11 protein-coding genes and 1 tRNA gene are annotated in these 15,265 nt (G+C 72.6%); 7 read left to right on the forward strand and 5 right to left on the reverse strand.

The window, feature by feature from the left end; translation table 11 throughout:
* The first annotated feature begins 34 nt into the window (after positions 1–34).
* Genes AB0C99_RS03405 through AB0C99_RS03415 form a run of 3 tightly spaced genes read left to right on the forward strand, consistent with a single transcriptional unit; the run spans position 35 to position 5,581 of the window.
* A complete protein-coding gene (locus tag AB0C99_RS03405; protein WP_362468712.1) occupies positions 35–1,702 on the forward strand; it encodes an FAD-binding dehydrogenase in 1,668 nt (555 codons plus the stop codon).
* Positions 1,703–1,742: 40 nt separating this feature from the next.
* Positions 1,743–2,171, forward strand: coding sequence for a hypothetical protein (locus AB0C99_RS03410; protein ID WP_362468714.1), 429 nt, complete (start codon positions 1,743–1,745; stop codon positions 2,169–2,171).
* Positions 2,168–5,581: a HEAT repeat domain-containing protein gene (locus tag AB0C99_RS03415; RefSeq protein ID WP_362468716.1), complete on the forward strand. Its 3,414-nt coding sequence runs from the start codon at positions 2,168–2,170 to the stop codon at positions 5,579–5,581. The genes AB0C99_RS03410 and AB0C99_RS03415 overlap by 4 nt, the downstream gene beginning before the upstream one ends.
* On the opposite strand, the gene AB0C99_RS03420 is transcribed toward AB0C99_RS03415, so the two are convergent.
* The gene (locus AB0C99_RS03420; protein ID WP_362468718.1) at positions 5,578–6,975 is read right to left on the reverse strand and encodes a gluconate:H+ symporter; all 1,398 of its coding nucleotides are present in this window, start codon (positions 6,973–6,975) and stop codon (positions 5,578–5,580) included. The two genes, AB0C99_RS03415 and AB0C99_RS03420, sit on opposite strands and share 4 nt — an antisense overlap.
* Before the next feature lie 196 nt (positions 6,976–7,171).
* The gene (locus AB0C99_RS03425) at positions 7,172–7,717 is read right to left on the reverse strand and encodes a gluconokinase (protein WP_362468720.1); all 546 of its coding nucleotides are present in this window, start codon (positions 7,715–7,717) and stop codon (positions 7,172–7,174) included.
* A gap of 147 nt (positions 7,718–7,864) precedes the next feature.
* Between AB0C99_RS03425 and AB0C99_RS03430 the strand changes: the two genes are divergently transcribed.
* Both AB0C99_RS03430 and AB0C99_RS03435 read left to right on the forward strand, forming a co-directional pair.
* A complete protein-coding gene (locus AB0C99_RS03430; protein WP_362468722.1) occupies positions 7,865–8,566 on the forward strand; it encodes an FCD domain-containing protein in 702 nt (233 codons plus the stop codon).
* 169 nt (positions 8,567–8,735) lie between these two features.
* Positions 8,736–10,202, forward strand: coding sequence for an amino acid permease (locus AB0C99_RS03435; protein ID WP_362468724.1), 1,467 nt, complete (start codon positions 8,736–8,738; stop codon positions 10,200–10,202).
* A gap of 80 nt (positions 10,203–10,282) precedes the next feature.
* On the opposite strand, the gene phsA is transcribed toward AB0C99_RS03435, so the two are convergent.
* Positions 10,283–12,151, reverse strand: a complete 1,869-nt coding sequence (phsA, locus tag AB0C99_RS03440) for an O-aminophenol oxidase PhsA (protein WP_362468726.1) — start codon at positions 12,149–12,151, stop codon at positions 10,283–10,285.
* A gap of 140 nt (positions 12,152–12,291) precedes the next feature.
* On the opposite strand from phsA, the gene AB0C99_RS03445 reads away from it, so the two are divergent.
* Both AB0C99_RS03445 and AB0C99_RS03450 read left to right on the forward strand, forming a co-directional pair.
* Entirely contained in the window at positions 12,292–13,377 is a 1,086-nt protein-coding gene (locus AB0C99_RS03445) for an S-(hydroxymethyl)mycothiol dehydrogenase (RefSeq protein WP_362468728.1), read from the forward strand.
* The gene (locus AB0C99_RS03450; RefSeq protein WP_362468730.1) at positions 13,377–14,006 is read left to right on the forward strand and encodes an MBL fold metallo-hydrolase; all 630 of its coding nucleotides are present in this window, start codon (positions 13,377–13,379) and stop codon (positions 14,004–14,006) included. Before AB0C99_RS03445 ends, AB0C99_RS03450 begins: the two co-directional genes overlap by 1 nt.
* On the opposite strand, the gene AB0C99_RS03455 is transcribed toward AB0C99_RS03450, so the two are convergent.
* Complete coding sequence (locus AB0C99_RS03455) at positions 13,990–14,919, reverse strand: RluA family pseudouridine synthase (protein ID WP_362468732.1); 930 nt, start codon at positions 14,917–14,919, stop codon at positions 13,990–13,992. The two genes, AB0C99_RS03450 and AB0C99_RS03455, sit on opposite strands and share 17 nt — an antisense overlap.
* A 51-nt stretch (positions 14,920–14,970) precedes the next feature.
* Positions 14,971–15,058, reverse strand: a tRNA-Leu gene (locus tag AB0C99_RS03460).
* Positions 15,059–15,265 lie beyond the last annotated feature (207 nt).

The raw sequence follows: 15,265 nt of genomic DNA on the forward strand, positions 1-15,265 counted from the left end.
TGACTGGATACACCGCTGTATCCAAGATGCGGTCATGTCATCCCATGAGGCGTACGACGCCGACGTCATCGTCATCGGAGCCGGCCTCGCCGGACTGGTCGCCACCGCCGAGCTGGTCGACGCCGGCCGGTCGGTGATCCTGCTCGACCAGGAACCCGAGCGCTCGATCGGCGGCCAGGCCCACTGGTCCTTCGGCGGCCTCTTCCTCGTCGACTCGCCCGAGCAGCGCCGGATGCGCATCCGCGACAGCCACGCCCTCGCCCTCCAGGACTGGCTCGGCACGGCCGGCTTCGACCGCCCCGAGGACGCCTGGCCGCGCCGCTGGGCCGAGGCGTACGTCGACTTCGCCGCGGGCGAGAAGCGGGCCTGGCTGCACGGCCTGGGCGTCCGCTTCTTCCCGGTGGTCGGCTGGGCCGAGCGCGGCGGCTACGACGCCACCGGCCACGGCAACTCCGTACCCCGCTTCCACATCACCTGGGGCACCGGCCCCGGCCTCGTCGCCCCCTTCGAGGCCAAGGTCCGCGACGGCGTCGCCCGCGGCCTGGTCCGCTTCCGCTTCCGCCACCGGGTCACCGGCCTGGCCCGCACGGCCGGCAGCGTCGACACCGTCACCGGCGAGGTCCTGGCCCCCTCCGATGCCCCGCGCGGCACCGCCTCCGGCCGCGAGGCCACGGGGAGCTTCAGCCTGCGCGCCCAAGCGGTGATCGTCACCTCCGGCGGCATCGGCGGCAACCACGACCTGGTCCGCGCGCAGTGGCCCGAGCGCCTCGGCACCCCGCCCGCCCGGCTGCTCTCCGGCGTCCCCGCCCACGTCGACGGCCTCATGCTCGGCATCGCCGAGAAGGCGGGCGCCCACCACGTCAACCGCGACCGGATGTGGCACTACACCGAGGGCATCGAGAACTGGAACCCGATCTGGGCCCGGCACGGCATCCGCATCCTCCCCGGCCCGTCCTCGCTCTGGCTCGACGCCACCGGCAAGCGGCTCCCCGTACCGCTCTTCCCCGGCTTCGACACCCTCGGCACCCTCGAACACATCATGCGCACCGGCCACGACCACACCTGGTTCGTGCTCGACCAGAAGATCATCGGCAAGGAGTTCGCCCTCTCCGGCTCCGAACAGAACCCCGACCTCACCGGCAAGTCCGTCCGCGACGTCATCGGCCGCGCCCGCGCCGACGTGCCCGCCCCCGTGAAGGCGTTCATGGACAAGGGCGCCGACTTCGTCGTCGAGCGGGACCTGGCCGCCCTGGTGCGCGGCATGAACAGGATCACCGGCGAGGACCTGATCGACGAGGCCGAGCTGCGCCGCGAGATCACCGCCCGCGACCGCGAGATCGCCAACCCCTTCACCAAGGACCTCCAGGTCACGGCGATCCGGGGGGCCCGCCGCTACCTGGGCGACCGCCTGATCCGCACGGCCGCCCCGCACCGCCTGCTCGACCCGAAGGCGGGCCCGCTGATCGCCGTACGCCTCAACATCCTCACCCGCAAGTCCCTCGGCGGCCTCCAGACCGACCTCTCCTCCCGCGTCCTCACCCCGACCGGCGAACCGCTCCCCGGTGTGTACGCGGCGGGCGAGGCGGCGGGCTTCGGCGGCGGCGGCGTCCACGGCTACCGCTCCCTCGAAGGCACCTTCCTCGGCGGCTGCCTCTTCTCGGGCCGCGCGGCGGGCCGGGCGGCGGCGGAGGCGGTCGGCTGAATCGCCCCCAACACCCGCCCAGGGCAGGCAGGATGAGCGCGTGACCCGCCGAACGATCCTGCTCACGACCGGCGTCCTGCTCGCCCTGGGCGGCCTCGCGGCCTTCCTCACGCTCCAGGGGCTGGAGGACGCCGACAGGTGGAGCAGCGTGCTCAGCCTCTTCTTCACCGTCGCGGGCTTCCTGCTGACGGCGGGCGGGCTGTTCGCCGCCCGCCCGGCGCAGTCGGCGGACCGGGCGACGGCCGGCGGTTCGATCCACCAGATCAAGGGGGTGGCGGGCGACGTCACCATCGGGACGGCCCCCGCCACCGCACCGCCGTCCGCGGCGACTCCGGCCGCGGGCACCGGGACGGCGGACCAGTCCGCCGTCGGGGCGAGCACGGGCGGCGACCTCACCCAGATCGAAGGGGTCGGCGGCTCCGTACGCATTACCCCGGTCACCCACGCGGCCCCCGACAGCACCCCGTGAGGGGCCTGTGGGGCGGCCGGTGGCGCAAGCGCGGGCAGAACGCCTCGGGCGCCACGGCAGGCCGCGACATCACGCTGATCAACGAGGTCCACGGCTCCGTCTCGATCGTGACGTCGCCACCGCGCATCGACGGCGAGGAGGAGAAGGAGAAGAAGAATCAGGAGAAGAAGGAGGACCGGGCCGTAGCCGCGTACGCCGCCTACGCCGCCCGCGTCCGCCAGCGCTACGGACGCCTGGACCTGGCCGTCCTCACCCCGCTGCGGGACCAGGACGAGCACCCGGCCGTCGAGCTGCGGGACGTGTTCGTGCCCCAGTCCGTACGCGCCGACCCGCCGCCGGTCGAGCTGCCGCAGGAACTCCTGCGCCGCCTCAAGGACGGCACCGAGGCCGACCACCCCGAACTGCCGCCCGGCGTCGAGCGGGAGACCGTCGAACGGGTCCGCCGCGCCTACCGCGAGCGGCCCCCGATGCCCGTCCTCGACGTCCTGGCCGACCCCGCGCTCGACCGGATCGTCGTCCTCGGCAACCCGGGCGCGGGCAAGTCGACCCTGGCCCGCTACCTGGCGCTGGCCCTCACCGCGCCCGAGCCGCCGCCCGAACTCGCCGCCCTCGCGGACCGGCTGCCGATCGTCGTAGAACTGCGCAGCTACGCCCAGGCGGAGTGGCGCGAGCGCGGCTTCGAGGAGTTCCTGGCCCACCAGTACGCGACCGAGGGCCTGTCCCTGCCGCCGGATTTGCTGGCGGACCTCCTGGGCGGCGAGCGGGAGCGGCGGCTCCTGCTCCTCTTCGACGGCCTCGACGAACTCTTCGAGACGGCGGTACGGGACGCGGTCACGCGCCGCATCGCCGCCTTCGCCGCCCGCCACCCCGGCGTCCGCGTCGTGGTCACCTCGCGCGGCTACGGCTACCGGGGGGCCGTGCTGGACGCCGTGGGCTTCACGACGTACATGCTCCAGGACCTCGACCGCGACCAGATCACGGCCTTCACCCGTCAATGGTTCGCCCTCTCCTGCCCCGGGGACCCGGTCCTGGCGGGGAAGCTGACGGAGCGGGTCGCCACGGCGGTGGACGGCTCCCGTTCCGTCGCCGAACTCGCGGGCAACCCGCTGATCCTCACGATCCTCGCCATCATCGGCCGCCGCCGCGAACTGCCCCGCGACCGGGCGAAGGTGTACGAGCAGGCCGTCGCCGTCCTCGTCGAGCACTGGGACCCCGGCAAGTTCCTCAAGGACCGCAAGGTGGAGGAGCACCTCCCGTACCTGGACGCCGAGGACCGGCTGACTCTGCTCCGCCTGGTCGCCCGCCGGATGCAGGAGGGTCACGGCGGCGTGGCCGGGAACCACATCGCGGGCCCGGACCTCATCGAGAGCTTCGAGGGCTACCTGAAGGACCGCTACGAACTCCCGAAGGACCGCGCCGTCACCGCCGCCCGCATCATGCTGGAGCAGTTCCGGGGCCGGAACTTCATCCTCAGCCACTTCGGCGGCGAGGTCTACGGCTTCGTCCACCGCACGTTCCTGGAGTACCTGGCGGCGACGGACATCGCCCGCCGCTTCAGCCACGAGCGCGCGCTGTCGGAGGAGGAACTCCAGGACCTCTTCACCCGCAGGCTGCCCGACCCCGCGTGGGACGAGATCCTGCTCCTGCTGATCGGCCAGATCGACGAGCCGTTCGCGGCCCGGGTACTGGACCGGGTGCTGGCGCCGAGGACGACGAGCCCGAGCCTGCGGACGCACCGCGACACGTCCTTCACCGAAGTAGCCTTCGCGGCCCGCTGCCTGGGCGAGATCCGCCGCGTCGGCCTGCTGGCCCCGCAGAGCGAGCGGATCGTCCGCCGGGTGATCCGCCTGCTGGAGCTGGCCCGGGTGCTCGGCGTCGGGTTCTTCCACCCGTACGACAAGCTCCAGGCGATCGGCCGGGCCCTGGCCGCGCTCGGCGAGGGGTGGCCGGGCCGCCGGATCTACCTGGACTGGTACGAGGAGTGGAGCCGCGAGGACGTCGTCGCGAATCCGCTCGCCATCAACGTGGTGCCCTTCCTCGCCGCGGACATCAGGCTGAGTCTGCTCCGCGCGGGAGGGGAGTCGGCGGAGCGCGCACGCGACGAGGCGATGGAGCGGAGCGTCAGTCCCGTCGCCCGGGTGGCCGCCGCCTACGCGGACGTGGGCCGGGACGCGGACCGGTGGGAGAAGGTGTGTCGCCGCGCGGCGGAGGATCCCGATCCCGCGGTCCGGTCGGCCCTGCTGGGGCTGGCCGGCCGGTCCGACGCCCCGGCCGGGACCGTGCTGGCGATGCTCGACCGGATGCGGGAGGACGAGGACGAGCAGGTGCGCGCGGAGGCGCTGGGGGCACGCCTCGGCCACCTGCTCGCGGAGCCGGACCCCGAGGCGTATCTCGCCGAAGCCCGCCGGGACGACCCGTCCGCACGCGTCGGAGCGCTGCGAGCCGTCAACGACGGAAACGCTGCCGGGCCCGAGATCTGGGCCTGGGTCCGGGAGGCCCTGCGGGATGCTGACGCCGGCGTCCGCACGGCGGCGGTCCGCACGGTCGGCCGGGTCACGGCCGGGCGGAGAGAGGAGGGCATCGCCCTCCTGCACACTCTGATGGAACGGGAAGAGGACGCCGAGGTCCTGGACGCGGCGCTGCACGTGCTGCTCTACGACCTAGGCGTCCGCTCGGACGAGATGCGGCTGCTGCTGCTCGACCGGGCGACCGGACCCTCCCCGGCGGCGCTCCGAGCCCCGGTGGCGCGCAACCTCTCCTATCTGTGGCCGAGCGATCCCGAGGTACGGGCCGCGATGAGGGAGCTGGGGAGGAACGATCCCGCCCCGGAGGTGCGGGTGGCCGTGTTCTCCACGGCGGAGCAGTCCGAGGACGACGAGGATTGGCGGGAACTCCGCCAGGAGGCCATCCGGCACGACCCCGACGCCGGTGTCCGTGAGGCGGCCCTCTCGGCGGTCGGACCGTTCCTCCTGCCGTCGAGGCGGAGCGTCACGTCCGACTGGACGGACCTCCTGCGCGAGGTGGCGGCGGGTGACGAGAGCGGCGACGTGCGGGGGGCGGCGCTGGGTGAGCTGATCCGGCTGGGCTGGACCGGCCCAGCGATCGTCGACTTCGTCCGTCATCGCGCGGTGACGGACGAGCTTCCGGCGGTCCGGGCCTTCGCCCTGTCGACCCTGGCCACGGAGGGCGCCCCCGACCCCCTCACCCTCGCCCACGACCGCCTCACAAACGACGAGGACCCGGCCGTGCGCCTGAGCGCACTCCGGGTCCTGGCCGACGGCGGTCGGGACGATCCGCACGTCCTGGAGCTGGTCCGAGGGGCGGCGGCCGGGGACTCCTCGGCCGAGGTCCGGGACCTCGCCGGCCGGCTGGTCCCGATCCTCGCATCCGGCTTCCGGACCGCCCGCTAGATCACCAAGGACAGCAGCAGCACGCAGACGATGCCGACGACCGAGATGATCGTCTCCATCACCGACCAGGTCTTGATCGTCTGGCCGACGCTCATCCCGAAGTACTCCTTCACCAGCCAGAAACCCGCGTCGTTGACGTGGCTGAAGAAGAGCGAACCGGCGCCGATCGCGAGCACCAGCAGTGAGACCTCACCAATGGACATGCCCTCGGCGAGCGGGGCCACCAGACCGGCCGCGGAGATCGTGGCGACGGTCGCCGAGCCGGTCGCGAGCCGGATCGCGACCGCGATCAGCCAGGCGAGCAGCAGGGCCGGGATGGACCAGTTCTCGGAGAGGTCCAGGATCATCTGGCCGACGCCGATGTCGATGAGGGTCTGCTTGAAGCCGCCGCCCGCGCCGACGATCAGCAGCACACCGGCGATGGGGGCCAGCGACTTCTCGACGGTGGTGGAGAGCCGCTCCTTGGTGAAGCCGGCCGCCCGGCCCAGGGTGAACATGCCCACTATGACGGCGGCGAGCAGGGCGATCAGCGGGGAGCCGATGACGTCGGTGACCTTCTGCAGGCCGTTGGCCGGGTCGTCGACGACGATGTCGACGAGGGCCTTCGCCAGCATGAGGACGACCGGCAGCATCACGGTGGTCACGGTCGCGCCGAAGCCGGGGCGCTTCTCCAGGTCCTCGGAGGGACGGACCGGGATCATGTTCTCGGGCGCCGGGATGTCCACCCAGCGGGCCGCGTACCGGGCGAAGACCGGACCGGCGATGATCACGGTCGGGATCGCGACGACCAGGCCGAGGGCGAGGGTGACGCCCAGGTTGGCGCCGACGGCGTCGATCGCGACGAGCGGGCCGGGGTGCGGCGGGATCAGGCCGTGCATGACGGACAGGCCGGCGAGGGCCGGGATGCCGATCCGCATCAGCGAGTAGTTGCCGCGCTTGGCGACCATCAGCACGACCGGGATCAGCAGCACGATGCCGACCTCGAAGAAGAGCGGCAGGCCGATCACGGAGGCGATGAGCACCATCGCCCACGGCATGGCCTTCCGGCCGGTCTTCGCGAGGATCGTGTCGACGATCTGGTCGGCGCCGCCGGAGTCGGCCAGTAGCTTGCCGAGGATCGCGCCGAGCGCGATGAGCACGCCGACACCGGCGACGGTGTTGCCGAGCCCGGTGGTGAAGGACTTGATGGTGTCCGCGAGCGGGGCGCTCGCGAACGCGCCGAGCGCGAATGACCCGATGGTCAGCGCCAGGAACGCGTGCATCTTGAGCTTGGTGATGAGCAGGACGATGACGGCGATGCCGGCGAGGACGGCGATGCCGAGCTGGGCGTTGCCTGCCGAGGTGATCGGTTCGGCGGCGTCCGCTGCCAGGATCTCGACGCTGAGACTGGTCACGGTGGGTCCTTGGGAAGCAGGGAGTGGGGACGGGGGTCGGACGGGGGCGTACGCGGCCCTACGGGAGCGCACCGAGAGGGTGCTGCCCGGGCGTACGGGACTACGGGACTACGGGACTACGGGACTACGGGGCCTAGGAAGATCAGCCGGATCAGCCGGAACAGCCGGAACAGCCGGAACAGCCGGAGCAGGCGGATCAGCCGCCGACCCCGCCCAGCTCCCGCAACGCGGCCACCGCCCGCCCCGCGATCTCCGCGGGGCTCCCGGTCACGTCGACCGCGACGCCGGCCTCGTCGTCCCGCAGCGGCTGCAGGGTGGCGAACTGCGAGTCCAGGAGCGCGGTCGGCATGAAGTGGCCCTTGCGCGCCGCCATCCGCCCCTCGATGAGCTCCCGGTCGCCGGTGAGGTGCAGGAAGACCACGCCGGGGGCGGCGGCCCGCAGCCGGTCGCGGTAGACCCGCTTGAGCGCCGAGCTGCTCACCACCCCGCCGAGTCCGGCCCGGCCGTGCGCCCACCGCCCGATGGCGTCGAGCCAGGGCTCGCGGTCGCCGTCGTCGAGGGGGGTCCCGGCGGACATCTTGGCCACGTTGGCCGCGGGGTGGAAGTCGTCGCCCTCCGCGTACGGCAGGCCGAGGGCCTCGGCCACCAGCGGGCCGATCGTGGTCTTGCCGGTTCCGGCGACGCCCATCACGACGACGACCGGGGGAGGGCCGGCCGGGACGGGCTGGGGGGTGGTGCTCATGGGGGGTGCCTCGCTGTCTTCTTCGACATCGATCCGTCGCGCTCATGAAACCTCTTGGGTACGACGTATTCAAGAGGGTGTGATGAATAAGTCGTACTTATTTGGCTCGACGTGATCACACGTGTGATCACGCATAGGCTGACCGTCATGACGACCACGGCCCAGGGGCTCCACCCGCACGTCCTCAACGCCCTGGGCCTCGCGATCACCGCGGGGGAGTACTCCCCGGGCTCCGTGCTGCGCAGCGACGAGCTCGCCGAGCGCTTCGAGGTCTCCCGCACCGTCGTCCGCGAGGTCGTGCGGGTCCTCGAATCCATGCACCTCGTCGAGTCCCGGCGCCGGGTCGGCGTGATCGTGCTGCCGACCGAGCGGTGGAACGTGTACGACCCCCAGGTCATCCGCTGGCGGCTGGCCGGCGCCGACCGCCCCCGCCAGCTCCGCTCGCTCACCGTGCTGCGCTCCGCCGTCGAGCCGGTCGCCGCCGGGCTCGCCGCCCTGCACGCCACCCCCGAGCAGTGCCGCGAGCTCACCGAGCAGGCCCTGGGCATGGTCGCCACCTCGCGCGGGCGCCGCCTGGAGGAGTACTTGGTGCACGACATCGCCTTCCACCGGGTCGTCCTCAACGCCTCCGGCAACGAGATGTTCGCCCGGCTCGGGGACGTCGTCGCCGAGGTGCTCAGCGGGCGCACCCGCCACCAGGTGATGTTCGAGGACCCCGACCCCGCCGCCGTCACCCTGCACGTCCAGGTCGCCGAGGCGGTACGGGAACGGGACGCGGTCCGCGCCGAGGCGCTCACCCGGGAGATCGCGGTCGGTGCGCTCAAGGAGCTGGACGTCCTCGCGCCCTGAATCGGGCCCGTAAGCTCTGAACTACCTCAAATACGGGCGTTCAGTGACATCCGCCACAGTCAGGAGCGCTGCTCGCCGCGAGGATGTGCGCTGGCCGTGCCGGGGGAGACCCCCGGGGCACGGCCGGGTACCGCACGACCCACCCCCCTCACGAAGGCGACCGAACTGCATGAGTGACCGCGTCACCGCGGCCGAGCCGCGCCCCGCCGCCCCGGCGGCCACCGGCTCCCCGGCGTCCCCCCACATCGACGCCGGCGACGCCGGATACCGCAAGGACCTGAAGTCCCGGCACATCAACATGATCGCCATCGGCGGCGCGATCGGCACGGGGCTCTTCCTCGGCGCCGGCGGCCGGATGGCCACCGCCGGACCCTCCCTCTTCCTCGCGTACGCGGTGTGCGGAGTCTTCGCGTTCTTCGTCGTCCGGGCCCTCGGTGAGCTGGTCCTCTACCGCCCCTCCTCCGGCGCCTTCGTCTCCTACGCCCGTGAGTTCATGGGCGAGAAGGGCGCCTACACGGCCGGCTGGCTCTACTTCCTCAACTGGTCGACCACCGCCGTCGCCGACATCACCGCCGCCGCCACCTACGCCCACTTCTGGGCCATGTTCAGCGACGTCCCGCAGTGGATCCTGGCCCTGATCGCCCTCGCGGTCGTGCTCGCCGCCAACCTCATCTCCGTGAAGTACTTCGGCGAGATGGAATTCTGGTTCGCCATCATCAAGGTGGCCGCGCTGGTCGCCTTCATGCTCGTCGGCATCTTCCTCGTCGTCACCCAGCACGAGGTCGGCGGCCACACCCCCGGCATCGCGAGCATCTCCGAGAACGGCGGACTGTTCCCCAGCGGCGTCCTGCCGATGCTGCTGCTGATCCAGGGCGTCGTCTTCGCCTACGCCTCGGTCGAACTGTGCGGCGTCGCGGCGGGCGAGACCGAGAACCCCGAGAAGATCATGCCGAAGGCGATCAACTCGATCATGTGGCGCGTCGGCCTCTTCTACGTCGGCTCCGTCGTCCTGCTGGCCCTGCTCCTCCCGTACACCGCATACTCCGCCGACCAGAGCCCCTTCGTCACCGTCTTCGACAAGCTGGGCGTCCCCGGCGCCGCCGGCGTGATGAACCTCGTCGTCCTCACCGCCGCCCTCTCCAGCCTCAACTCGGGCCTCTACTCCACCGGCCGCATCCTGCGCTCCATGTCGCTGGCCGGCTCCGCGCCCAGGTTCACCGGCGTCATGAACAAGGGCGGCGTGCCCTACGGCGGCATCCTGCTCACCGCGGGCTTCGGCGTCCTCGGCGTCGGCTTGAACTACGTCATGCCCGGCGAGGCGTTCGAGCTGGTCCTCAACTTCGCCTCGATCGGCATCATCGGCACCTGGGCGATGATCATGGTCTGCTCGCTGCTCTTCTGGCGCGCCTCCCGCGAGGGCCGGGTCACCCGCCCCGGCTTCCGGCTGCCCTGGGCCCCGTACACCCAGCTCGTGACCCTGGTCTTCCTGGCCGCCGTCCTCGTCCTCATGTGGATGGACGGCGGGGTCGGCCGCACCACCGTCGCCTGCCTGCCGCTCATCGGCGCGGCCCTGGTCGGCGGCTGGTTCCTGGTCCGCGGCCGGGTCCGCGCCGCGGCCCGCCGCGCCGAGGACTGACCCCTACCCGGCACGTACGGAGGCCCCCGCGAGCACACCGCCCGCGGGGGCCTCCGCGTACCGTGCCGGGCCACCGGGCCTCAGCGAACCCCGTGACCCCCGTGCCCCCCGTGCCCGGCCCCGTGGTCGAAGGGCAGCACCTCCGGCGGCACCACCACGAACGGCCGCATCATCCCCATGTCCTCGTGCTCCAGCAGGTGGCAGTGGTACATGAACCGCCCGTACGCCCCGTCGAAGCGCCCCAGCACCCGCACCAGCTCACCGCCGGGCACCCGGAACACGTCCTTCCAGCCCGCCTCGTTCGCCGGCACCGGCACCGGCCGCCCCGCGTCGAAGCGCACCGGCCGCCGCGAGCCGCCCAGCGCCGCGTCGAAGCCGTCCGTCGCGTACGCCTCCCGCCCCATCACCTGGAAGTCCGCCAGGTGGATGTGCATCGGGTGCATCAGCGGCCCCGGCGCCAGGTTCAGGAACGACCACTGCTCGTACGAGCCCTCGCCGACCGTGAACCCCAGCCCGTCGTTGAAGGTCCGGGCCGTCCGCCGGTACGTGCGCACCTTGCCGTCCGCCGACTGGAGCTGGATCACCCCGTTCGCCGGCAGCCGCAGCTTCGGCTGCTCCCGCTCCGGGACCTCCTCCATCTCCCAGATCTCCGGATGCCCGCCCCCGCCGACCGTCCCCGGCGGCGTCAGCACCACCAGCCGGTGCCCGTGCTCGACGTGCGCGTGGTCGTAGCGCCGGAACGACCCCGAGAGCACCGGCGGCAAGGAGAAGCCGTCACAGCCCCCGTCCTCCGCCCCCTCGCCCACCCGGAACTCCATGACCTGCGGATACGGCACGTTCAGCGCCGCGTCCGGCACCCCGGGCGCCCGCCCCGGAGCCTGGTTCACCAGCCGGAGCCGCTGCCCCGCCCGGCCCCGGAAGTCGACCACTAGGTCGAAGCGCTCGGCCGGGGCGATCGTCAGCGGCGCCACGCCCCCGGCACCGCCTCCGTCCCCGCTCAGCGCCTCGAAGTCGAACGGCGCCGGGCGCGGCAGCAGCCCCCCGTCGCTCCCGATCTGGTGCACCGCCCCCGGCACCGGACGGTTGTCCTCGTCGACGAGGACCAGGTCGTAGGTCCGCGCGTTCGACGCGTTCACCAGCCGGAAGCGGTACCACCCGTCCAGCACGTCCAGATAGGGCCAGATCGTGCCGTTGACCGTCGTGTACGGGCCGAGGAACGGCAGCCCCACGGGCCTGCCCGTCTCCGGGTGGCTGGCCACCAGCGTCGTCGTCTTGTGCAGCAGCCGCCCGTTCAGGGCGCCGTCCTCGTCCGTGTCCAGGTTCCGGTCCGCGAGGACCAGCGGCAGCTCCCGCTCCCCGGACGGCAGCCCGAGCGCGTCCTCCTCGTCGTCCCGCACCAGGTAGGTGCCCACCAGTCCCGCGTACACGTTCCAGCGGGTGATGTTCATCGCGTGGTCGTGGTACCACCAGTGCACCGCCTGGTGCTCGTTCGGATACTCCGAGAGCTGCGCGTCGCCGGACCCGACCCCGTTGTCCGTCCACCCGTCGTTCCCGCCGCCGGTCTGCGCCCCGTGCAGGTGCGTCACCGTCCAGGCGGGCAGCGCCGCCGCCTCCGGGACCGGCTCCACCCCCTCGCGGCCCGGCCGGTTGTGCGGATCGGGCCGCCCCGCCGTCCGCGGCACCTCCACCACGGTCACCGGGTACGGGCTGCCCTTCGGGATCCGGTTGGTCCACGCCACCCGGACCCGCTGCCCCCGCCGCACCTCGATCGTGGGACCCGGCACGCTCCCCTCGTACCCCCACATCAGCGTGGGCGGCAGCTGCCGGTGCATCCGCACCCACGTCGGCCGTAAGGAGACCTCGATCCCGGCCGTGCCGTCCCCCGGCTCCGGCCGGAGCACCGGCGGCACGGTCAACGGGTCCGCGTACGGTTCGAGTTCACTGCTCATCATTTCCCCCTGAGGCTGTGTCATGCCTGCTGGGAGAGGAGACGGCGACCCGGGGACGCGGGTTGCGAGCGCCGCGTAACCTGGCCGATATCGTCACATCCGTAACGCGGGTCACCGTTTTGGTGGAAGGGAAGTCCACGATGGCGCAGCAGGTCCAGGGGGTCGTCGCCCCCGGCAGGAACGAGCCGGTCCGGGTCGAGACGATCGTGATCCCCGACCCCGGCCCCGGTGAGGCCGTCGTGAAGATCCAGGCGTGCGGCGTCTGCCACACCGACCTCCACTACAAGCAGGGCGGCATCAACGACGAGTTCCCCTTCCTCCTCGGCCACGAGGCGGCTGGTGTCGTCGAGTCGGTCGGCGAGGGCGTCACCGACGTCGCCCCCGGCGACTTCGTGATCCTCAACTGGCGTGCCGTGTGCGGCCAGTGCCGGGCCTGTCTGCGCGGACGCCCCTGGTACTGCTTCGACACCCACAACGCCAAGCAGCGGATGACCCTGCTCGACGGCACCGAGCTCTCCCCGGCGCTCGGCATCGGCGCCTTCGCCGAGAAGACCCTCGTCGCCGCCGGCCAGTGCACCAAGGTCGACCCGGCCGTCGCCCCCGAGGTCGCCGGGCTGCTCGGCTGCGGCGTGATGGCGGGCATCGGCGCCGCCCTCAACACCGGCAACGTGGGCCGCGGCGACACGGTCGCCGTCATCGGCTGCGGAGGCGTCGGCGACGCCGCGATCGTCGGCGCCCGGCTCGCCGGGGCGTCCCGGATCATCGCCGTCGACATCGACGAGCGCAAGCTCGCCAAGGCCCGCGAGATGGGCGCCACCCACACCGTCGACTCCCGCGCCGGCGACCCCGTCGAGGCGATCCGCGAGCTCACCGGCGGCTTCGGCGCCGACGTCGTCATCGAGGCCGTCGGCCGCCCCGAGACCTACCGCCAGGCGTTCTACGCCCGCGACCTCGCCGGCACCGTCGTCCTCGTCGGCGTCCCCACCCCCGAGATGACGCTCGAACTGCCCCTCCTCGACGTCTTCGGCCGCGGCGGCGCCCTCAAGTCCTCCTGGTACGGCGACTGCCTGCCCTCCCGCGACTTCCCGATGCTGATCGACCTGCACCAGCAGGGCCGCATCGACCTCGGCGCCTTCGTCACCGAGACCATCGGGCTCGGCGAGGTCGAGAAGGCGTTCGCCCGCATGCACGAGGGCGACGTCCTGCGCTCGGTGGTGGTCCTCTGATGGGCGCCCGCATCGACCACCTGGTCACCTCCGGCACCTTCAGCCTCGACGGCGGCACCTGGGACGTCGACAACAACGTCTGGATCGTCGGCGACGACAGCGAGGCGATCGTCATCGACGCCGCCCACGACGCCGAGGCCATCCTGGCCGCCCTCGACGGGCGCGCCCTGCTCGCCATCGTCTGCACCCACGCCCACGACGACCACATCGACGCGGCCCCGGCGCTCGCCGCCGCCACCGGCGCCCGGATCCTGCTCCACCCCGCCGACCAGCCGCTGTGGAAGCTGACCCACCCCGACCACACCCCCGACGGCGAGCTCGCCGACGGCCAGGTCCTCACCATCGCCGGGACCGACCTGCACGTGCTGCACACCCCGGGCCACGCCCCCGGCGCCGTCAGCCTGTACGCCCCGGAGCTGGGCACCGTCTTCACCGGCGACACCCTCTTCCAGGGCGGCCCCGGCGCGACCGGGCGCTCCTTCTCGGACTTTCCGACCATCGTCGGCTCGATCGAGGAGAAGCTGCTCACCCTGCCGCCCGAGACCGTCGTCCGCACCGGCCACGGCGACACCACCACCATCGGCGCGGAGGCCCCGCACCTCGCGGAGTGGATCAGCCGAGGCCACTGAGCGGACGGCGGCTCATGAAGCGCCTCGGCTCACCCGTGAACGGGTCGGTGAAGACGAGCGACCGCGCCAGCAGCTGGAGCGGCCGGCCGTAGTCGTCCGGCCCGTCCGGCCGCACCACCGGGTACAGCGGGTCGTGCAGGATCGGCAGCCCGAGCGCGTTCATGTGCACCCGCAGCTGATGGGTCCGCCCGGTCACCGGCTCCAGCCGGTACCGGGCGAGCCCGCCCGCGTGGGCGAGGAGCTCGATCCGGCTCTCGGCGTTCGGCTCGCCCGGCACCTCCCGGGCGGTCAGCACCCCGCGCTCCTTCTCGATCCGGCTCCGCACGGTCACCGGCAGCTCCACCGCCGGGTCGTACGGCGCCACCGCCTCGTACGCCTTGCGCACGAGGCGGTCCCGGAACAGCGTCTGGTACGCCCCCCGGTCCTGCGGCCGTACGACGAAGAGCACCAGCCCCGCCGTCAGCCGGTCCAGCCGGTGCGCGGGCTGCAACGCGGGCAGCCCGAGCTCCCGCCGCAGCCGGGCCAGCGCCGTCTCCGTGACGTGCCGGCCCCGCGGCATCGTCGCCAGGAAGTGCGGCTTGTCCGCGACCACGATCCGCTCGTCGCGGTACACCACCCCGATCTCGAACGGCACCCGCTCCTCGGCGGGGAAGTCCCGGTGGAACCACAGCCGCAGCCCGGCCGTGTACGGCTCGTCCGCGCCGACCGGCGTCCCGTCCGCCCCGACGAACCGCCCCGCGCGCAGCATCTCCGCCACCCGCGCGGCCCCGACGGCCGCCGCGTACCGGTCGAGCAGGTGCGCGCCCACGGTGGGCCACCGCCCCTCGGGGTCCTCCGGCAGCCGTACCCGTGCGGGATCGATGCCGTCCCGCTGGGGGAGCGGGGAGACGGGGGTCCTGCTCCTGCGTCGCACCGCACCGCCGCCTCATACGAGAAGGACCCCACATACTGTGGGGTCCTTCGCTGGTGTCCGAGGGGGGACTTGAACCCCCACGCCCGATAAAGGGCACTAGCACCTCAAGCTAGCGCGTCTGCCATTCCGCCACCCGGACAGGTGATCTCGTCTTCCGGACCGCGTGGCCCTTCCGACGAGGAAAACCATAGCAAACATCCGGGGTGGCCGATCACCACCCCCTTCCGGCCCCCCGGCCCGTGACCTTCGGCCCCCGGCGTGTGACGGGCACGTGTCCGGCCGGAGGCCGCCCTTGGGTCCGGAGGGGGACTCGCGGGAGGATGGGGAGATCAACAGCCAGCACATG

The sequence above is a fragment of the Streptomyces sp. NPDC048659 genome (assembly GCF_040650575.1).
Classification (GTDB): Bacteria; Actinomycetota; Actinomycetes; order Streptomycetales; family Streptomycetaceae; genus Streptomyces.